The organism is Streptomyces pimonensis, assembly GCF_041380215.1.
GTDB classification, from domain to species: Bacteria; Actinomycetota; Actinomycetes; order Streptomycetales; family Streptomycetaceae; genus Streptomyces; species Streptomyces pimonensis.
Map to the genome: position 1 here is coordinate 1 of NZ_JAHWZY010000053.1, position 19915 is coordinate 19915.

Annotated in this window: 18 protein-coding genes and 1 pseudogene; 5 read left to right on the forward strand and 14 right to left on the reverse strand. The window is 72.9% G+C overall.

Annotated features, from left to right (window positions below; translation table 11 throughout):
• Positions 1–261, reverse strand: a pseudogene (locus KYY02_RS31075) (IS701 family transposase); the annotation flags it as partial.
• A 395-nt stretch (positions 262–656) separates the two neighbouring features.
• Between KYY02_RS31075 and KYY02_RS31080 the strand changes: the two are divergent.
• The 5 genes from KYY02_RS31080 (at position 657) to KYY02_RS31100 (ending at position 6878) form a co-directional block, all read left to right on the forward strand.
• Positions 657–1538, forward strand: coding sequence for a class I SAM-dependent methyltransferase (locus tag KYY02_RS31080; protein ID WP_371243864.1), 882 nt, complete (start codon positions 657–659; stop codon positions 1536–1538).
• Between the two features lie 72 nt (positions 1539–1610).
• Complete coding sequence (locus tag KYY02_RS31085) at positions 1611–2186, forward strand: AAA family ATPase (protein WP_290008416.1); 576 nt, start codon at positions 1611–1613, stop codon at positions 2184–2186.
• An 88-nt stretch (positions 2187–2274) separates the two neighbouring features.
• Positions 2275–3222, forward strand: a complete 948-nt coding sequence (locus tag KYY02_RS31090; RefSeq protein ID WP_371243867.1) for an aldo/keto reductase — start codon at positions 2275–2277, stop codon at positions 3220–3222.
• 93 nt (positions 3223–3315) lie between these two features.
• Positions 3316–5103 (forward strand): ABC transporter ATP-binding protein, encoded by a 1788-nt coding sequence (locus tag KYY02_RS31095; protein ID WP_371243869.1) that lies wholly within the window; start codon positions 3316–3318, stop codon positions 5101–5103.
• The gene (locus KYY02_RS31100; RefSeq protein ID WP_371243873.1) at positions 5100–6878 is read left to right on the forward strand and encodes an ABC transporter ATP-binding protein; all 1779 of its coding nucleotides are present in this window, start codon (positions 5100–5102) and stop codon (positions 6876–6878) included. Before KYY02_RS31095 ends, KYY02_RS31100 begins: the two co-directional genes overlap by 4 nt.
• Before the next feature lie 48 nt (positions 6879–6926).
• Here KYY02_RS31100 and KYY02_RS31105 read toward each other — a convergent pair whose 3' ends face one another.
• The 13 genes from KYY02_RS31105 to KYY02_RS31165 form a co-directional block, all read right to left on the reverse strand.
• Positions 6927–8423 carry a peptide MFS transporter gene (locus tag KYY02_RS31105; RefSeq protein WP_371243875.1) on the reverse strand — a complete coding sequence of 499 codons (1497 nt, stop codon included), beginning with the start codon at positions 8421–8423 and terminating at the stop codon, positions 6927–6929.
• 37 nt (positions 8424–8460) lie between these two features.
• Entirely contained in the window at positions 8461–8661 is a 201-nt protein-coding gene (locus tag KYY02_RS31110; RefSeq protein WP_371243877.1) for a Trm112 family protein, read from the reverse strand.
• A gap of 50 nt (positions 8662–8711) precedes the next feature.
• Positions 8712–10955 (reverse strand): aminodeoxychorismate synthase component I, encoded by a 2244-nt coding sequence (gene pabB, locus KYY02_RS31115; RefSeq protein WP_371243879.1) that lies wholly within the window; start codon positions 10953–10955, stop codon positions 8712–8714.
• Between the two features lie 50 nt (positions 10956–11005).
• Positions 11006–11743 carry an SDR family oxidoreductase gene (locus KYY02_RS31120; RefSeq protein WP_371243881.1) on the reverse strand — a complete coding sequence of 246 codons (738 nt, stop codon included), beginning with the start codon at positions 11741–11743 and terminating at the stop codon, positions 11006–11008.
• On the reverse strand, positions 11740–12711 hold the full coding sequence (locus tag KYY02_RS31125; protein ID WP_371243883.1) for an ACP S-malonyltransferase: 972 nt from the start codon (positions 12709–12711) through the stop codon (positions 11740–11742). The genes KYY02_RS31120 and KYY02_RS31125 overlap by 4 nt, the downstream gene beginning before the upstream one ends.
• Positions 12708–14180, reverse strand: coding sequence for a class I adenylate-forming enzyme family protein (locus KYY02_RS31130; protein WP_371243885.1), 1473 nt, complete (start codon positions 14178–14180; stop codon positions 12708–12710). The genes KYY02_RS31125 and KYY02_RS31130 overlap by 4 nt, the downstream gene beginning before the upstream one ends.
• Positions 14177–14923, reverse strand: coding sequence for a beta-ketoacyl-[acyl-carrier-protein] synthase family protein (locus KYY02_RS31135; protein WP_371243886.1), 747 nt, complete (start codon positions 14921–14923; stop codon positions 14177–14179). Before KYY02_RS31135 ends, KYY02_RS31130 begins: the two co-directional genes overlap by 4 nt.
• Positions 14913–16079: a beta-ketoacyl-[acyl-carrier-protein] synthase family protein gene (locus tag KYY02_RS31140; protein ID WP_371243888.1), complete on the reverse strand. Its 1167-nt coding sequence runs from the start codon at positions 16077–16079 to the stop codon at positions 14913–14915. Before KYY02_RS31140 ends, KYY02_RS31135 begins: the two co-directional genes overlap by 11 nt.
• The gene (locus KYY02_RS31145) at positions 16076–16369 is read right to left on the reverse strand and encodes an acyl carrier protein (RefSeq protein ID WP_290008437.1); all 294 of its coding nucleotides are present in this window, start codon (positions 16367–16369) and stop codon (positions 16076–16078) included. Before KYY02_RS31145 ends, KYY02_RS31140 begins: the two co-directional genes overlap by 4 nt.
• Positions 16370–16426: 57 nt before the next feature.
• Positions 16427–17218, reverse strand: a complete 792-nt coding sequence (locus KYY02_RS31150; RefSeq protein ID WP_371243891.1) for a 4'-phosphopantetheinyl transferase family protein — start codon at positions 17216–17218, stop codon at positions 16427–16429.
• Positions 17215–17772: an AAA family ATPase gene (locus tag KYY02_RS31155; RefSeq protein WP_371243892.1), complete on the reverse strand. Its 558-nt coding sequence runs from the start codon at positions 17770–17772 to the stop codon at positions 17215–17217. Before KYY02_RS31155 ends, KYY02_RS31150 begins: the two co-directional genes overlap by 4 nt.
• Positions 17769–18824, reverse strand: a complete 1056-nt coding sequence (locus KYY02_RS31160; RefSeq protein ID WP_371243894.1) for a glycosyltransferase family 2 protein — start codon at positions 18822–18824, stop codon at positions 17769–17771. The genes KYY02_RS31155 and KYY02_RS31160 overlap by 4 nt, the downstream gene beginning before the upstream one ends.
• Before the next feature lie 63 nt (positions 18825–18887).
• Positions 18888–19856: a methyltransferase gene (locus KYY02_RS31165; RefSeq protein ID WP_371243896.1), complete on the reverse strand. Its 969-nt coding sequence runs from the start codon at positions 19854–19856 to the stop codon at positions 18888–18890.
• Positions 19857–19915: the final 59 nt, after the last annotated feature.

Genomic DNA, 19915 nt, shown 5'->3' on the forward strand with positions numbered 1-19915 from the left:
GGCGATGTAGTAGGAGATCTCCTGCGGCCGGCCGACGCTGCGGCGGGCGAGCACCCAGGGTCGGCGGTCGGGCCGGTGCCGGTGCCGGGCCTCGACGCGGGCCCAGTCGTAGATCCGCCGGCCGTGGGAGCCGCCGCCGCAGGAGCGGCGTTTCCACTTCTGCCGCGGCAGGCCGGGAAACAGGGCGTGGACGGGGTGGTCGAGGGCGAAGCGGGCGACGGCGGTGTCGTGGCGGGTGGTGGCCAGGACGTGGAAGACGTCGCGACGGCGGCTGTCAGGACATGTGATCCAGCGCACCCATCGCGTCCCGAATGCCGATCAGACGCCATCCGAGGTGGTCGGGCGTCGCTCTCCGGCTGGACGCGGGCCGACTGACACGGCGTCCACCGGCTGTTGCGCAGGCTGGAAAGATGCGCTGTCCGAATAAGTCCAGTTGACCATTCCTTGGGTGATCGAGATCCTGAACGCAAGGAGTGGAGCCGCCGAAGCATCCGCACCCGCTCCTCGGCGTGCCCCGACGATGCCGTGACGTCCCCGCGCCCGGGCCGGCGGGAAGGGGGCACCTGAACGTTCCGGGACTGAGGCGTCCATCCCGGCCGGGGTGGGTGGCAACCGCAGGTACAGGCCACGGCACACACCACCGAAAGGGGCAGTCCTTGCCAGGCAGCAAGTCGGACCTGAAGTCGCTCAGGGCGACGAAGTACACCTCGTCGGTACGCACCGCCGGCAGCCTGGAACGATTACGCAGGGTGGGGTACAACGCCGGACTGCAGGCGCTGGACCTGTGGGACGCCGTACGGGGCAGGGAGCACCCGCTGCTGCCGCCCCGACGCTACCGCCGCTTCATCGGCAACGGTGATTTCCTCGAAGTGGGCCGCAGAATCACCGTGTACATGCGGGACGAACTCGGCATGGGACCCGGTCACGATGTACTGGACGCGGGATGCGGCGCGGGGCGCATCGCGGTGCCGCTCACGGACGTGCTTACCGAGGGCTCCTACCTCGGCTTCGACATCGTGCCGCACGCCATCGAATGGTGCTCCCGCACGATCACTCCCCGCCATCCGAACTTCCGTTTCGCCCACGTCGACATCCGCCAGGAGATCTACAACCCGGAAGGAACGCTCTCTGCGGCCGACTTTCGGTTCCCGGCCGGTGACGCGGCCTTCGACATCGCCGCGCTGGTGGGGCTTATCAGCCATCTGCGCCCGGCCGAGATGGAGAACTACCTCGCGGAGTCCTCCCGGGTCCTGCGGCCCGGGGGGCGGTGTTTCGCCACGGCCTATCTGGTGGACGACGCGGTCGCCGCGAACATCGCGCGCGGAGCGACCGCCTTCAGTTTCACGCAGGATCACGGGGGCTACTACGTGCACTCCGAGGAGGAGCCCACGTACGCCATCGCCTACCGGTTGGAGTACCTCCTGTCGGTGGCGGCACGGCACGGTCTGCGTATGCGCCGGGACCCCCAACCGGGTACCTGGGGCGTTTCCACACGGCGTCCGGCTTCGATGGACCTGGTGGTCCTCGAACGCGCCTGAAGGCGGCCGACGTCGCCCGGGCGCCGCACGCGGTGTCCATGTCCACGCACAAGAGAGGAATCCCGCCCGTCCATGACCGACACAACCAGTCCCGCCTCCGTCCCGGGTGACGAAACCCCCGGCGTCATCGTCGTCTCGGGTATCTCCGCCGCGGGCAAGTCCACCGTCGCGCAGGCCCTCGCCGAACGCCTGCCCCGTTCGGCACATGTGCGAGGCGACACGTTCCGCCGCATGATCGTCAACGGTCAGGCGCACATGACCGCCGAGGCTCCGCCGGAGGCCGTCGCGCAACTCCGTCTGCGGCACCGTTTGGCCGCAGCGTCCGCGGACGCCTACGCCGAAGCGGGTTTCACCGCCGTCCTGCAGGACATCCTTCTCGGCGAGCACCTGGCGGAGATCACCGAGATGATCCGGAGCCGTCCGCTGGCCGTGGTGGTGCTGGCACCCGACCCGGACGTCGTGGCCCGCCGGGAGGAGAAGCGCTCCAAGACCGGCTACGGCCCCGACTGGCAGCCCAAGGACCTGGACAAGGTGCTCAGGGACGACACGCCCCGCATCGGGCTGTGGCTCGACACCTCGCACCAGACGGTCGACGAGACCGTCGACGAGATCCTCAAGCGCGCCTGGACCGAAGGCGCCGTCTCCTGACCGTGCCGAGGGGCTCCCGGGGCTGTGTCCCGGGAGCCCGGTCCGGCCCGTGACCGCCCGCCCGACACCCCAGGAAGGACAGCACACGTTGCGTACCCTACGGATCGGTCCCGAAGGCGCTCCGGTGGGAATCGTCGGCTTGGGCTGCATGGGCATGTCCTACGCCTACGACCCCGGCGGTCGCGACGACGACGCCTCGGCCGCCGTGCTCCACCGCGCTCTCGACCTCGGCGCCGGTCTCATCGACACCGCCGACGTCTACGGCCCCCACGCCAACGAGGAGCTGGTGGGCCGGGCACTCGCCGACCGCCGTGAGGAGGCGTTCCTCGCCACGAAGGTGGGATTCGTCACCGGTGAGACGCGCCTGCGCCGCGACGGCCGGCCCGAGCACATCCGCGCCGCCATCGACGCGAGTCTGCGCCGGCTGCGCACCGACCACGTGGACCTCTACCAGCTGCACCGGGTCGATCCCGAGGTGCCGCTGGAGGAGACCTGGGGTGCCATGGCGGAGACCGTGAAGGCCGGCAAGGCCCGGATGCTCGGGCTGTCCGACGTGACCGTCCAACAGATACACGTCGCCCAGAGCGTGCATCCCGTGGCCGCCGTCCAGGCGGAACTGTCGCTGTGGACCCGGGACGCCACGGCGGAACTGCTGCCCTTCACCGCACGGGAGGGCATCGCGCTTATTGCCTACTCGCCACTCGGCCGCGGCTTCCTGGCGGGCCGCTTCGACTCCCCCAACGACGTGCCGGACGGCGACTACCGGCGCCACAACCCGCGCTTCCGGGAGGAGAACTTCACGGCCAACCTCCGCCTCCTGGAAGGCGTCCGCACCGTGGCGAAGCGCCGGGACGCCACCCCCGCCCAGGTCGCGCTCGCATGGGTGCTGTCCCGCGGTCCGCACGTAGTCGCCATCCCGGGGACCAAGAACATCCGCTATCTGCACGACAACGTGGCCGCTGCCGATGTCCGGCTGGACGACGACGACCTCGCCCTGCTGGACGCCTTGCCGCCCGCGGCCGGAGCGCGCCAGTGACGCCGGGCTCGTCACCCTGACACTCCGCCCCGGCGCGCCCGAAGCCGGCCGTCGGGCGAGCACCGTACGACCCGCTGGAAAGGAACCCTCACCGTGCCCGCAACCGACCGGTCGACCCTGCGCCAGGGTCTGGGGGTTCTCGCCGTCGCCGTACGCGAGGAACCCTGGATCTTCTGCGCGGCCCTGCTCGCCAGCGCCCTGTACGGCGTGGCACCGGTCGCCACGTCCTGGACGCTGGGCCGCATCACCGAGGACGTGATCCTGCCCGCCTTCCGGGAAGGCCGTACCACCGCGGCCGCGCTGGTCGGTGCGGGCCTGGCCATTTTCGGGGTGGCGATGCTGCGGGTCGTCGGGGTGATCGGGCGCCGTGTCGGCGCGGGCATTATGCAGTTCCGGCTCCAGGCGACGTACCGCCGCAGGGTCGCTCACCGCTACCTGCGGCTGCCCGTCTCCTGGCACCAGCGCCACCCGGCCGGGCAGTTGCTGTCCAACATCAACGCCGACGTGGAGGCCGCCTGGGCCCCCGTCGTGCCGCTGCCCACCGCCTTGGGCGTCGTGGTCATGCTCGCCGCCGCCATCGTGTCGATGTTCACCGTCGACCCGGTACTGGCCGCCGTCGCCCTGCTTGTCTTTCCCGCCATCGGTCTCCTCAACGTCTTCTACCAGCGCAGACTGACGCCGCTCGCGGCCCGCGCCCAGAGCCTGCGTGCCGAGACCAGCGACATCGCCCATGAGAGCTTCGACGGCGCCCTGGTGGTCAAGACACTCGGCCTGGAGGAGCACGAGACGGCTCGGATGGCGGACGCCGCCGCCCGGCTGCGCGACGCCAACGTGGCGGTCGGCCGCACCCGAGGGCGTTTCGACCCCATGCTCGACGCGTTCCCCAACCTGGGCATCCTCAGTGTGCTCGCGGTCGGCACGGTGAGACTGGCCGCCGGGGCCGTGACCGTCGGTGAACTCGTCCAGGTGTCCTACCTGTTCACGATGATCGCCTTCCCGGTGCGCGCCTTCGGCTGGGTCCTCGCCGAACTGCCGCGCAGCTCTGTCGGCTGGGCCCGGGTGAGGCACGTTCTCGACGCCGACGGCGACCTGCCGACCGGGCGGCTGCGGTTGTCCGACGCAGGTCCGATCAGCCTGGACACCCGGGGCGTCAGCTACGCCTACGGCGACAGCGTGGTCCTGCACGACGTGACCCTCAGCGTGGGCTCGGGACGGACCGTCGCGGTCGTCGGGCCCACCGGCTCGGGCAAGTCGACCCTGGCGACGCTGATGGTGCGGCTCGTCGACCCGGTACGCGGTGACGTGCTCATGGACGGCCTCGACGCCCGCGAGATGCGCTCCGGAGAGGTGTCCTCGGCAGTGGCGTTCGTCCCCCAGGAGACCCTGCTGTTCGACGACACGGTTCGCGACAACATCCTGCTGGGACTGGAGCTGCCCGACGAACGGGTGTGGGAGGCGCTGGAAGCGGTCCAGGCCGCCGACGTGGTCCGGGCGCTGCCGCACGGCCTCGACACCCGGGTCGGGGAGCGCGGTGCGACCCTTTCAGGCGGTCAGCGCCAGCGGATCGCCCTGGCGCGGGCCCTGGTGCGCCGTCCCCGCCTGCTGGTACTGGACGACGCCACGTCGAGCATCGACCCGCAGGTCGAAGGCCGCATCCTGCGCCGGCTCCGCGATGCGCGGGTGCCGTCCACTCTTGTGCTGGTCGCCTACCGCCAGGCCACCATCGCCCTCGCCGACCACGTCGTGTACATGGAGCGGGGCCGGGTCGTCGACAGCGGCACGCACGACGAACTGCGTGCGCGCTGTTTCGGATACCGCGGCCTGGTGACCGCGTACGAGCAGCAGGAACAGCAACAGCACCCGGACGGGAGGACCGCGTGAGCAGCTGCGTCACAGGGGGGGAACGAGGGGCCCTGGGAACGCTTCGGCGGGCACTGGAAGTCTCGCCCGGCCTGGGTGAGGGACTGCTGACGGTGGTGTTCCTGGCTCTCCTCGCCGCGGCGGGCCGGGTCGTCGTCCCCGTCGCCGTGCAACTCACCCTGGACGAGGGGCTCCAGACGGAGCACGGTCCGCGCACCGGACTGGTGCTGGCGATCGCGGGTGTGTGCGCCGCCGCCGTCCTGGCCACCGCCTGGATCACCTACCGGATGAACCACCGCCTGTACCGCAGCATCGAGGCGGGACTCGCGACACTCCGCGTCAAGGCCTTCCGCCGGGTGCACGGCCTGTCGACGCCCGCGCTGACCGGGGAGCGCCGCGGGGACCTGGTCGCCCGGGTGACCGCGGACATCGACCAGTTCAGCACCTTCCTGCAGTTCGGCGGCATGTTTCTGATCAGCTTGTGCCAGCTGCTGGTCGGTAGCGTGGTCATGTTCGTCTACTCCTGGCAGCTCGCCCTGATGGTGTGGCTGGTGTTCGTGCCGCTCGTCCTGGTGCTGCCGGCCTTGCAGCGCCGGCTGTCCGAGGCGTACGGCCGCGTGCGCACCCGCGGCGGCGACATGCTCGCCGCGACGGGTGAGGCCGTCGTGGGCGCCGCCGTCATCCACGCCTACGACGCGGGTGATCTGATAGGGCGCAGGATCGACACGGCGGTGGAGGCACACCGGCGGGCACAGAGCCGGGCTCAGCGGCTGGTGGCCGTCACTCTCTCCAGCGGTGAGGTCGCAGCCGCGCTGGCCATCGGCGGGGTGGTGAGCCTGGGCGTGCTGCTGGGCGTCGGAGGCCGGCTGACCGCGGGCGAACTGGTGGCGTTCCTGTTCCTGGTCACCCTGTTCATCGGACCGGCCCAGATGAGCACTGAGGTGCTGAACGAACTGCAGAACGCGCTCGCGGGCTGGCGCCGCGCCCTGGCGGTGGTCGACACGCCGGTCGACGTGTCCGACCCCGGGCCGGGGGGCACCTACCTGGAGCGGGGCCCGGTGGAGGTGCGGTTCGAGGACGTCGCCTACGCGTACCCCGACGGCCCCCTGGTGCTGCGCGACGTGTCCGTGCATATCGCCCCGCGCAGCCGGGTCGCCGTGGTCGGCGAGACCGGCTCGGGAAAGTCGACCTTCGCCAAACTGCTGATCCGCCTGGCCGACCCGACCTCGGGGCGAATCACGCTGGGCGGGGTGCCTCTGGCCCGGGTGCCCTTCTCCTCTCTGCGCCGGCGCGTCGTCATGGTGCCCCAGGACGGTTTCCTCTTCGACACCACCGTCGGGAGGAACATCGCTTACGGCCGACCGGGCGCCACCGACGACGACGTGCGACGGGCCCTGCGCGATCTCGGCCTGGGGAGTTGGCTGGCCGGGCTGCAGAACGGCCTGGAGACGCCGGTCGGCCAGCGCGGTGAAGCGCTGTCGGCCGGTGAACGCCAGCTCGTCGCGCTGGCACGCGCCTATCTCGCCGACCCCGACCTGCTGGTGCTCGACGAGGCCACCTCGGCCATCGACCCGGCCACCGAACAGCGCCTGCAGCGGGCCCTGGAGAAGGCCACCCGCGGCCGCACGGCGGTGTCCGTGGCCCACCGGATGTCGACCGCCGAGACCGCCGACCACGTGCTCGTCTTCGACCGGGGCCGCATCGTTCAGCAGGGCAGGCACGAGGAACTGGTCGCCGGGCCGGGCCGGTACGCCGAGTTGTACGCGGCGTGGATGTCGGCGACCGGAGCGCGATGAGCGGCCGGTGGACGGCCCGCCGGCGGCTGCGGGGCCGACCCGCGCGTCTCAGTCGACCCCGCACATCAGACGGCGCAGGCGTGCGCGGGCCAGACCGAGGGCCGCGGCACAGAGCAGGGCGGCCGCCCCCAGCATCGTGAAGTAGGTGCCCGGCGACCACACCGTGGAAAGGCGCACCACCTGGGCGCTGAGGGCGCTGCCCAGGGCCACCGACAGGAACCACAGACTCATGATCTGGTTGGCGAACCGTGTCGGCGCCAGCCGGGTGGTGACACTCAGCCCCGTGGGACTCAGACACATCTCCGCCATGATCTGCACGAAGAACGCCACGATGAGCCACAGCGGGGTGACCCGGCCGCCGTCCGCGGCGGCCCAACCCGCGCCCGCCATGATCAATGTGGCCAGTCCGAGCCCGAGAAGGCCGAGAGCGAACTTCGCCGCCGTGCTGGGCTGGCGCGCGCCCAGCCGCAGCCACAGTGCCGCGAACGCGGTGGCCAGCACGATGCTGTAGAGCGGTCCCAGCGACTGGAACCAGCTGGTCGGGAACTCCCAGCCGAACAGCGTGCGGTCCACGTGGTCACGGGCGAAGAGGCTGATCAGCGAACCGCCCTGCTCGGCGATCATCCAGAACACGGTGGCCGCCAGGAAGATCCACACGTAGGCGACCAGCCGGCGGCGGTCCACCGGCTCCAGATCCGGAGCGCGGAACATCACCGCGAAGTACGCCGCCGGAACGGCGATCGTCAGCAGTGTGACGGCCTGGATCACCGCCTGCGTGGGCGACTGGCCCCACAGCACCGCCACGGCGGACGCCCCGGCGAGGAGCGCCATCGCCCCGCCCACGGCCAGCAGGGGAGTGCGTAGCTCCGCCGGTGACGCAGCGCGCGCCGGCCCGTCTGCCGCACCGGGCAGCCGGTCGCGTCCGCGCACGCATATCAGCAGACCGAGCAGCATGCCGACGGCGGCCGCGCCGAACCCGGCGTGCCAGTCGACACGTTCCCCGAGGAAGCCGGTCACCAGCGGAGCGGCGAAGGCGCCCAGGCTGATCCCCATGTAGAACAGCGAGAAGCCGGCATCACGCCGCGCCGCCCCGCTCTCCCTGTCCTCCTCGGCGTCGTACAGCCGGCCTACGAGGGTGGAGATGCCCGGTTTGAGTAGACCGGTGCCGACCGCCACCAGGGCCAGGCCGGTGTACGTGGAGGCGGCACCCGCCGGCACCGCGAGGACCGTGTGCCCCGCGGTGATGACCACACCGCCCCGCACGACCGCCCGGTGGGAACCCCACAGCCGGTCGGCGAGCCAGCCCCCCGGCAACGCCATCAGGTTGACCAGCGCGCCGTACACGCCGAAGACGGCGGCCGCGATGTGCGGTGCCAGGCCGAGGCCGCCGTCCTCGACGGGCGCGGCGAGGAAGAGGACCAGGATCGCCCGCATCCCGTAGAAGCTGAAGCGCTCCCACATCTCGACGCCCCACAGCGTCAGCAGCCCGCGTGGGTGACCGTCGCCGACCGCGCGGACCCGCGCCACTCCTTCTGTACCCACCATGTCGCCCCTTCCTCGGCCGTCGGGGTGTGCGGCGCGGTCAGCCGTCCAGCGAGCCGGACACCGACGCGGCTGCCATCTCCTCGTTGGCGATGAGCACGGGGATGCCGCCGGTGACCGGGTAGGAGCGGCCGCAGCCCGCTTCCCGGCAGGTCAGTTCGGTCTCCTGGTCGTCGGCCCGCAGCGGTGCGGTGCACACGGGGCAGGCGAGAATGTCCAGCAGGCGGCTGTCGATGGGCATGGTGTCTCCTCTTGTGGCGGGGTGGGTGGACCGGCCGGGAGGCCGGCGGATCACGCCTGGAAGGGGGTGGGGACGTCGGGAGCCGACAGGGTGAGGGCGGGGACGTCCGCTCCGCTCGCCGCACGCAGCAGGGCCCGCACCGGCGCGGCGGCCTTGAGGAGGACCTCCCGGTACTCCTCCGCGGGGTCGGAGCCTAGGACGATCGCTCCGCCCGCCCCCACGGTCCAACGGCCGCCCGAGCGGACGGCGGTGCGGATGACGATGTTCAGGTCGGCGCCCCCGGCCAGCCCTAGGTAGCCGATCGAGCCCGAGTACAGGCCGCGCGGCGCGCCCTCCAGACGGTCGATGATCTCCATCGTGCGCAGCTTGGGCGCACCGGTCATGGAGCCTCCGGGGAAGCAGGCGCGCACGCAGTCGACCGCGCCGAGCCCGGGTCGCAGCGTGCCGCGGACGGTGGACACCAACTGGTGGACCGTCGCGTAGGTCTCCACGTGCATGAGCCTCGGGACGTGTACGCTGCCGATCTCGCAGACCCGCCCCAGGTCGTTGCGGAGGAGGTCCACGATCATCAGGTTCTCGGCCCTGGTCTTAGGATCGAGGGTCAGCGCCCGTTTCAGCCGGGCGTCCTCGTCGGGATCCGTCCCACGCGGCGCGGTGCCCTTGATGGGTTTGCTCTCCACCCGGCCGTCCGGGGTGACCCGCAGGAAGCGCTCGGGGGACGAGCAGACCGCTTCGATGTCGCCGAACCGCAGGAACGCGGCATACGGTGCCGGGTTGAGCCGCCGTAGGATGGAGTGCACGGACAGCCCGTCCGCGTCCACGGGCACGTGCACCGTGTCGGTCAGGCAGATCTCGTAGCTTTCGCCCGCGCGTAACTCTTCCTGGCAGTGCCGGATGTCGGCCAGGTACCGTTCCTCGCCCCGGGCCGGCCGGAGCCCGGGAGAACCGCTGGGCGGCGGCGCCGGGAGACCGCGCGGGGACGGCAGCGCGGCGAGACGCGCGCCCGTCCGCCGCAGCCAGGCCTCGGCGCGCGCCCCGTCCGCCTCGTCGTCGCGCGCCAGGTGTAGCAGGTACGTCTCACCACGTTCGTGGTCCACGGCGATCATCCGGTCGGCGAATACCCAGACGGCGTCGTCAGCCGCCGAAGGCCGGGGCAGCGCAGACCCGCAGTCGGCACGCAGCTCGTAGCCGAACCAGCCGACGTACCCGCACGTGAAGTCGAAGGGCAGCGGGGGCGCTTCGACGCGGCGCCGTGCCACCTGCGTGCCGAGGTAGTCGAAGACTGTGCCGGGCACGGTGGTCACGCCGTCGGCGTCCGTCACCTCGACGCGGCCGGACCCCGCGCGGTAGCGCACGGTCTCCGCGAGCGGTCCCTCGGCGTCACCCAGGAAGGAGAAACGCGCGAGCGTCGGCTCCACCCGTGAGCTGTCCAGCCAGAACGCGTGACGTGAACGGGCGAACAGCGCACGGAACGCCACCTCGGTGACCGGTGCGAAGGGCAGCGTGCGCACGTGCAGGCGGTACGGCGGACGAACGGCCGGCTCGGACGCCGGACGCGAGGTGGACGGCACCGGCGGACCGGTGACGTCTCCCGCGCGCCGCGTGCCGCCTCGTCCGGAGCCGGGCGCGCCACCGGAGGCACCCGTCCGGCTGCCGCCCTCGTCCGGCGGCCCGGCCGGGTTCCTGCCGCGCCGGTGTCGCGGGAGCGACGTGCGGTGGTCGCGGACCAGCCGCGCGAAGTTGGCGACGAGTCGCTCGCCGTACTGCGTGGCCACCGACTCCGGATGGAACTGCACGCCCCAGCGCGGCAGCGACCGGTGGCACACGCCCATCAGGACACCGTCCTCGGCCCACGCCGTGGCCTCCAGGATGTCCGGAAGCGGTTCCGGTACCGCCAGCGAGTGGTAGCGGACACCGGTGAAGTCCTGGGGGACGCCGGTGAACAGACCCGTGCCCAGGTGCCTGATCGTGCTGAGGTGGCCGTGCCGGGGCACGGGCGCGCGGCGTACGCGCGCACCGGCGGCCAGGGCTATCGCCTGGTGCCCCAGGCAGACCCCGAGAACGGGCAGCGACGGATCTGCCAGCAGTCCGGTCACCAGGCCGAGGTCACGGTCCCGCCCGGGGTGCCCCGGCCCGGGTGAGATCACTAGGGCGTCGACGTCGTCCGGGCCGAGCCACCGCAGTGCCGCGGCGTCGTTGCGCAGCACCAGGGGCTCGGTGCCGGTCGTGCGGGCGATGAGCTGGAACAGGTTGTGGCTGTAGGAGTCGTGGTTGTCCACGAGCAGCGTGCGCATGGGGGCTCCAGGACGGGCGTCGGACGGGATGCCGGGGGAGGGGGCGGCGCTCAGTGACCCATCGCCAACCCTCCGTCCGCGGGGATGACGGCGCCGGTGACGTAACCGGCCGGCTCGGAGGCGAGGAAGGCCACCACGGCGGCGATCTCCTCCGGGCTTCCGGCCCGACCGAGCGGTGTGGCGGCCAGGATCGCGGTACGGCGACGCGGCGGCAGGTCGGAGGTGAGTGCCGTGTCGACGAACCCGGGCAGGACGACGTTGCAGGTGATTCCGTGGGGGCCCAGCTCCCGTGCCGCGCTGCGGGCCAGTCCGGTCAGTCCGGCCTTGGCAGCGGCGTAGGAGGCCTGTCCGGTCGTGCCGAGCACCGCCGCGACGGACGAGACGAACACGAGCCGGCCCCACGCGCGGCCGGTCATGGCGGGCACCGCCCGGCGCGTGATCCGCCAGGTCCCGGTGAGGTTGGCGTCGAGCACCTGCCGGAAGGACGTCTCGTCGGTGCGCTGGAGCAGCCCGTCCCGGCGCATGCCGACGCTCGCGACGACGATCTCCACAGGCCCCTGGCGGGCTTCCGCGCAGGTGAACGCGGCGTCCACCTGGGCGGCGTCGGTGACGTCGCAGCTCACCCGCGTGAAGCCTGCCGGTCCATCCCCGTCCGCGGTCACGCCGCGGGCGGCGACGGTCACCCGGTGGCCCTGGGCCGCCAGGGCGTGCGCGGTGGCCAGACCGATGCCCCGGCTCCCGCCGAACACCAGGGCGGAGCGGCCTGCTGTGCGGTGCCCGTCTGTCACGGCAGGGGCACCGCCCTCTCGAGCGGGTGCATGAAGTTCAGCGCGACCGGGTCCAGCTCGGGGTGCAGGGCGGCGGCCCGCGCTAGGACCTGGCCGGGACCGGAGTCCAGGACGGTTGTGATGCCCGAGGCGACGAGGGCACGCATGGCGTCGTTCCACCGCACGGGTACGGAGAGCTGGTCCAGGAGGTCCGTCCGCAGCGCGTCCACGTCCCGGGTGACCTGTCCTGTGCTGTTGAGCAGCAGGGGGACGGCCGGCCGCGACAGCGGCACCGCGGCCAGCTCGGACCGCAGGGCCCGCTGCACGGGTTTCATCAGCGGGGAGTGCGACGCCACGCCCGCCGGCAGCTCCTTCACCCGCAGACCGTCCTCCGCCCCGGCACGCCCGCCGACCCAGCGCACGGCGGCCGCGTCACCGGACACCACGGTCTGCACCGGACCGTTGAAACAGGCCGGCACCACCACGCCGTGTTCCGGCGGGCACGCGGCGCACCACTCGGTGACCCGCTCGGGGGGCGCCCCGGCCAGGGACGCCATCAGGGCGGGCCGCGATCGCGTCTGCTCGGTCATGAGCCGTGCGCGCCGGGCCACCAGACGCAGGGCGTCGTCGAAGTCCAGGCATCCTGCCTCGACGAGGGCGGCGAAGTGACCCAGGCTGTGGCCGCCGACGACGGCCGGTGGGGCCCATCGACCGCCCAGGTGACGGCGCAGCGCGGCCGCCGCCGCCAATCCGGTGGCCACGATCGCGGGATGGGCGACCTCCGCGGTGGTGAGTTCGGCAGGCGTGCCCTCCCGGCACAGGCGCACCAGGTCGAGCCCGGTGGCCTTCGCGGCCCTCTCCAGCACCTCCGTGGCGCAGTCGAAGGAACGGCACAGGCGCCGCGCCATCGAAGGGAGCTGGGACCCCGCACCGGGCAGGAGCAGCGCGTACCGGCCGAGGGACACGTCGTCCAGCACGGTCGTCGTCATGCGGTGCCTCCTTGCCCACAGGGCCGCGCGGCTTCCCCCGCCGCCTCCTGCCACAGCCGGGCCGCGTGCACCTTGCCCGTACCGGTGCGCGGAAGCGCCTCCCGCACATGGAAACGGGTGGGGATCTTGTAGGGGGAGAGGGCGCGCGCGACGTGCCGGCGCACGTCGGTCTCGGTGACCCCGCCCTCGACGGCGACGAAGGCTGCGAACCGGTCGCCGTGCCCGGGGCTGCCCTCGGGCGGCGCGGCGACCCAGCACTCGCGGACGCCGGGTACCTGGAGCACGGCCCGCTCGACCTCGTCGGGGTCGACCTTGCGGCCTGCCACCGAGATGCGCCGCGTGGTGCGGCCCTCCACGACCACGTGTCCGGGGGAGGGCAGCCGTCCGGTGTCACCGGTGCGGAACCAGCCGTCGCAGTGGGAGGCGGTGGTGAGTTCGGGCAGTCCCCAGTAGGTGACGGGGTCTGCGCCCGCCTGGCGCAGGTACAGGTCGCCCGTGGTCTGCGGGTCCGGTGCGGTGAGCCAAACGCCGTCCGGGGAGCGCAGGCGTGCCGTGACGCCGGGCATCAGTTGCAGCGGACCGCCGGGGGTACCGGTCGTGTACGCGATCTGGCCGAACTCGGTGGATCCGTACTGGTCGCGCAGCGGTACGCCGGTGGCGGCGTTCCACGCCTCGGTCAGTGGGGCGGCCAGCGGCTCGCCCGCGCTGAGGCAGATCCGCAGTGCGGACGGTGCGGTCGGCTCCCCGCTGTCGAGTACGGCCCGGTAGAGGAACGGGACGCTCTGCACCACGGTGGCGCGGCTGTCACGGAGGAGGCGGGCCAGCGTCGTGGGCGAGGCCGGGTGCGAGGCGAACACCAGGGTGGCGCCCGTGACCAGGGCCGGCAGCACGGCCACCCCGAACGCGTAGGCGTGGTGCACGGGGGTCGTGCACAGGATGCGGTCGTCGCCGCGGTAACCGGCGAGTGCGGCGAAGTCCGCCGCGTTCGCGATCGTCGTGTGCCAGTGCTTGCGCACCACTTTCGGCAGTCCGCCGGTGCCTGACGTGACCAGGCCGAACCAAGGAGCCGGCGGGGGATCCCCCAGCGCGGGGACCTCGGGTTCGGCGGGCCCGTCCGCGTGGTCGGCGGCCGAGGGCGTGTGCCACCCGATGAGGCCGGCCAGCGCGGTCACCTGGTCGCGTTCGGCCGCGGTCGCCCGGCCGTCGTACAGGACGACCTCCCTTCCCTCGGCGGTCGCCGCCAGTAGCGCCACGAGGGTGTCGGGATCGTTGCGTGCCAGTATGCCGAGACGGGCCCCTGGTGCCCGGGTGCGCCGGCGCAACCGGGCCCTGGCACGCCGTACCCGGTCGGCCAGTTCGGCCCACGTGACCGTGGTATCCCGGTACTCCACCGCGGGCCGTCCCGGCGCGGTCGCGGCGCGAGCCTCGAGCAGGCTCGGCAGTGTGTCGTGCGGCGTGGTCACGCTCATACGGCACCTCCCGGACGGAGCACGAGGCGTGAACCGCCCCCGAGCAGCTCGGTGGGCACGCCGGGGCGCCGCCGGTACCAGTCGGCCAGGGCGGCGAACGCCTCGCTGGGGTCGCTCCGCTCGTGGTCCGCGTCGTCCGCTCCCCCTACGGCGGGGTGACCGCCGCCCGGACGCCAGCCGGTGACGTCCCCCCAGCCGCCGGCGCCGGTCAGCACCACGGCGGCGGTGCGCAACGGCACCGTTCCGGTGTCCCGTCGAGTGCCGGGCGGCGGCCAGTACGCGGCGGCCACCAGGACCCGGCGCAGCCGGCCCGATGCGATCACGGAGGCGGCGTAGCCCAGCGCATCGATCCCGCTGGAGGGCCCGGTCAGCGTGACCGCAGCCCCGTCCAGGCCGAGTTCGATGCACAGCCGCCCGGTCAGCGAGTGGGCCGAGTAGTGCAGGAAGCACTCCGGAGCGAGCCAGCGCGGTCCGTGCGAGTCCAAGACCTCGGCGATGTACGCGGAGGTGGCGGAGGTGGCGCGATGGGAGGCTGTGACGCAGCCGAGCGTGTGCGTGTCGTCGGCGGCGACGCCCGCGGCAGTCAGCGCTTCCCGTGCGGTGGCGAGCAGTTCGGGGCCCAGCACGTCGCGCACGGCGAGCGGCATCCGGGGGACGTCCGCGGTCTCCCGCGGTACGCGGGGGAAGTCCCGCTCGACCAGACGCACCGCGGCCGCGGCGATCCGCGGGGCGTCAGGCGCCATGGCCGAACACCACCGCGACGTTGGATCCGCCCAGACCGCACGAGAGGGTGAGTGCCGCCTGCGGGGGCCGGTCGGGCCTTTTGTCCCCCAGGTTCAGGTGGTCCCAGCGCGAGTCGCGGTCCTGCAGGCCGAGCGTCGGCAGCACCTCTCCGCGCAGCAGGGTCAGTACGGTCACTATCGCCTCCACGGTGCCCGCGGCGCCCTGGCAGTGGCCGAGCGCCGCCTTGCTGCTGACGACGGGTACGCGGGGCAGGTGGTCGCCCAGTACCTCCTCCAGCGCGCGCAGTTCTGCCACGTCCCCGTGACGGGTGCCGGCGGCGTGCGCGTTCACGTACCCGATGTCCTCGGGCCGGGTACGGGCGTCCGCCAGGGCCCGGCGCACCGCCTTGGCGACCCCCTCGAAGTCCGGCCGGGCCGGCTGACTGGCCTCGTTGCTGCTCCCCCAGCCGCGCAGGTGGACGAGCGGGCGGTCCGCGGCGCGCTCCAGCACGACGGTGGCGGCGCACTCGGAGATCCGGATGCCGGAGCGGCGCACGGCGAACGGGCGGCAGCCACCGGGGCTGAGCGTGCGCAGCGAGGCCAGGCCGTGGAAGGCGGTCTCCGTGACGGTGTCCACCCCGCACACCAGCACCCGGTCGGCGACGCCGTTGCGCAGCAGGTCCGCGCCGACTCCGAGAGCGGTGGCGCCCGCGGCACTGGCGTTGCCCACCTGTACCACCGGTCCGTCCCAGGAGGGCGGGGCGTACGGGGTCCAGCCGGCTCCGGCGACCGGGCTGCGTCCCTCGTGCCACGCCCGCCAGGCGGCGGCGGACGGAAACCCGCCGCTGTCGGTGGTGCCCAGTACCAGGGCGGTGCGCCCGGCGCGGAACCGGTCCGGACCGGTGCGCGACTCGGCGTCGTCCAAGGCCTCGCCGGTCGACCGGTGCACCAGATACGGCAGTCGTGCCGGGTGCCCGGGCGGCGGAGCTTCCGGTCCGGTCGCCTCCTCGGGAACGAAGCCGGCGAGGTGTGCGCCGGTACGGGAGACGTCGAAGTGCTCGACCGGCCGGAAGGCGACCTTGCCGCCCGCGCACGCCCGCCACAGGGCGTCGGTGCCGCGGCCGCCGGGTGAGAGCACGCCGAGTCCGGTCACGGCGACGGAGGACGGTGCGCTCACCGGGCCTCCCCAGGGAGCCGGCCGTGCGCGGACAGGTGGCGGACGAGGGCGCCGACCGAGTCCGCGATGTCCCACAGTTCGCCGTCGGCGATCCGCTCGACGGCGCACTCCCGCTCCAGCGCGGCCAGCACGGTCACGATGTCCAGCGAGTCGATGCCGAGTTCGGAGAACTTGTCCTCCCGGGCGATGCCTCGAGCCAGGTCCGGGCCGACCCGTTCGGCCAGCCGTTCCCGGACCAGGTCTTCCAGCGCGGCGGCGGGTGCCGTTGGGCCGTCGTCGGTGTGCCGCATCAGTGTCCCCTCGTGTGCGCGACTGCCACCGCCGCCTCGGCGGGTGGCGGGCGGTGCTTAGCCGGCCGGTGGGCCGGCCGTCAGGTCCGTGCTTGCGTGCGTGTGGACGCGTGTGCCGTGCCGGACCGTCACGGCCGCGGCGTAGCCGGGCGCGCGCGCCGGGACGGCGCGCACCGACCAGCCGGCCAGTTCCTCGGGACCGGCCACGGTCACCCGGCCTGCGGCATCGAGCCGCGCGCCCACGCGGACCAGGGCGTGACCGAGTCCGGTGCCGGTGGCCTTCGCATAGGACTCCGCACTCGTCCAGGCCCGCAGCAGGGCGGCCCGCCGCACCGGCGCGGCCAGCCGGGCGAACCGGCTGGTCTGCTGCGGACCGAACAGTCGTGGGGCCAGTTCCCCGACGTCCGCCGTCCGTTCCGCGGTCTCCACGTCGACTCCCAGCGGTCCGCTCTCGTGCCCCACGGCCACTGCGACCAGGCTCCCCGAGTGCGCGACCGACAGGGCCCAGCCCGCGGCGTCGTCCCCGGCGAGCCGCACCGGGCCGTGGCCGGACGTCCCGCAGCCCGGACAGCGCGCCGCGAGCGCGACGTCTTCCGGCGGTACTCCCAGCCGCGCGGACAGCACCGAGCGCAGCAGTCCGCGTGCCACGATGAACCGGGCGGCGGCCCGCTCCGCCAGCAGGCCGGCCCGTTCGCGCTCGGCGGCGTCGAGGAGCCCGGCGCAGTGATGCACGGCCTCAGTGGTCACCAGTGCCTGGTGCACGTGGGCCTCCCCGCTGCACGGGCCGCGGGCGCCGGAGTTCCCGGACGGTCCGCCCCGCAGGGAGGGGGCGGGGACTGCGGCGTTCACGACAGCACGCTCTCGTCGAGGCGGTCCAGGATCTCCTGGACCGTTTCATCCTCCTTCTGGCCGGTCGTGTCCAGCCACAGGCCGATGCGCGCGGTGTCACGGCGGAACACTTCGTCCAGTTCGCGTGCCCCCCAGCCCTGTCCGTCGTACGCCTGACGGGCACGGCCGGCGTCCCGGCGCAGGACCGTCTCCGGCTGCGGGGCCAGCACGACCACGTGGCAGGGCCGGACGCCGCCGAGCAGGCCGACGAACCGCTCCAGGTGCTCGCCCAGCAGGTTGTCCTCGGCGATCACGGTGAAACCCTCCGCGGTGTACGAGCGGGTCAGCATCGCCAGGTGGCGCAGCCGCAGGTCGTACTGGCGTAGCGCCTGCGGCGACGGGTCGGGTGTCATCTCGGCGCGCCCGGTGACCACCATGCGGCGTAGCACGTCGCCCTCGATCAGGACGGCGGGGTCGAACCGGCTCGCCAGCAGGGCGCCCACGGTGGACTTGCCGCTGCCGGGGATGCCGGTCACCACCAGGACGCGCGGTTCGGCCGGGGGGCGGGCGCTCACCGGGGGGCGCCCGCGGCGGTCGGCTCCGGGGCCGCCAGACCGCTGCCGTGGTGGACCTGCCATTCCAGCGGGGGCTCGCGCAGGGCCATGAGCTCCACCAGCAGGCGGTTGCCGATCGGCTCGACCTTCTGGAAGACCCGCTTGACCGCCTTGGTGCCGGCCGGGCCGAGCGCGTCGGGCAGGTAGTCCTTGATCTGCTCGAACAGCAGCCACTGCCGGCCCTTGCGGTTCTTGGCGACCCGCTCGACGTAACTGGGTTTGATGCCGTACTTGGTGGCGAAGTGCTTGAGCGTCTCGGCCGTCCACGCGTCGCTCCAGCGCAGCATGAAGTACGGCAGGTCGCTGAGCGCGAAGGGCGGCGGCATGCGGTAGGTGATCACCGACTTTGGCTCGAACCACACCGTGCCGCCGGCGTCCAGCACCCGCTGGCTGAAGTCGAGGTGCTCGCGGGTGGTCAGCAGCCCTTCGTCCATGCCTCCGACCTGGTCGAAGACCGAGCGGCGCACCAGCGCGCAGTGGAACTCGATGATGTCGCACGCCTGGCGGCGCATCTCGTCGGTGGGTACGTCCGAGACGTGCTTCATGAAGTACCGCTGGGTCTGGGTGAACTCACGCGTGCCCCAGACACCGGAGAACTCCATGTCCCCGCCTGCCATGTGGACCGTCTGCTCCTCCAGCGGCCCGTGCAGGTAGAGGGGGCCGACCATCGCGGCCTTTTCCTCGTCGGCGCAGGTGATCAGCGGCTCCAGCCAGTGGTCCGTGTACTCCACGTCGTTGTCGAGGAAGACGACGTACTCACCCTGCGCGTAGCGCAGCCCGATGTTGCGGGCGCAGTTGGGCGAGACGTACTTGTTCACGCGCACCGCGGTGAAGCCGTGGACGTCGCTCAGCCGGCGCAGCCGCTCCCATCGGTCCTTGGGCGAGTTGACGTCGACGTACACGACGTGGCACGGAACGTCGGTGTGGGCGTAGAAGCTCTTGAGGGACTCCTCCGCGTAGGAGAAGCGCTCACGGCTGGTGATGACGGCGGTGACGCGGGGCGGGCTGTCCATGCGGGGTCTCCCCTTCGGGTGCGGGCGGCCGGTGGGCTGGGACCCGGCGGAGCCGGGCCGATGTCAGGCAGGGCGTGCGGTGATCAGGGCGTAGTGACCGTAGACGGGCGTGACGGTGCAGTCGGCGAAGCCGCTCGCCTCGAGCAGCGCGACGAGTTCCCGGAACGTGCGCAGCCGGCCACCGGTCATGACCGCGAGGGCGAGCGAATAGCCCGAGACGGTGGGGGAGAGCCGGGCCGCGTCGTCGGGCATCACCTGGTGCACGAGCAGCCGGCCGTCGACGGACAGGGCGGCGCGGGCGCGTTCCAGCAGACCGCGGCAGTGCTCGTCGTCCCAGTCGCTCAGCACGTCCGCGAACAGCACCCGGTCCTGGTCACCCGGCCACGGGTCGGCGAACATGTCACCGGTGCGCAGCCGGACCCGTTCGGCGAGGTCGGCCCGCTCCAGCAGCCGGTTGGCCTCCCGTTCCACCACCGGCAGGTCCAGGACGGTGGCCTTCAGGTGCGGGTTGCGGCGTGCCAGGGCCATGGCGAAGGTGCCGACGCCGCCCCCGACCTCCAGCAGGGCGGTGCAGCCCGTCAGGTCCAGCTGGCTGGCCAGCGCCGTGGCCGGGCCCGCGGAGTGCGCGTGCATGGCCCGTGCGAACTGCTCGCCGTGGCGGGGAGAGCGTTCGTGCGTCTCCCAGATGCCCCTGCCCCGGTAGCCGTGGGGAGTACCGGTGGTCACCAGCTCCCGCACGGCGGTGCAGCGTTCGTCCCAGCCAAGCGTCAGCATGGGCCCCCAGTAGCGGGATCCGTCCGGCAGCAGGAAGGTGCGGGCGGCCGGTGTCAGGTGGTACCGGCCCCCGTGCACTGCCAGATACCCGAGGGCGGCGAGGAACTCCAGCAGCACCGAGGTCCCGACCCGGTCCAGGCGGCGTGACGCGGCGAGCCCGCCCGCGTCGGCCGGGGCCCCGGCGAGCGACGGAAAGAGGCCGAGGCGGTCCGCGGCGGCGACCGCGGGCAGCCGGTACTGGGACATGAAGGTGTCCATGAGGAGCCGGTCGTCGGGGCCCGACGCGTCCGTGTCGGCTCCCGGTGGCGGACCACTGG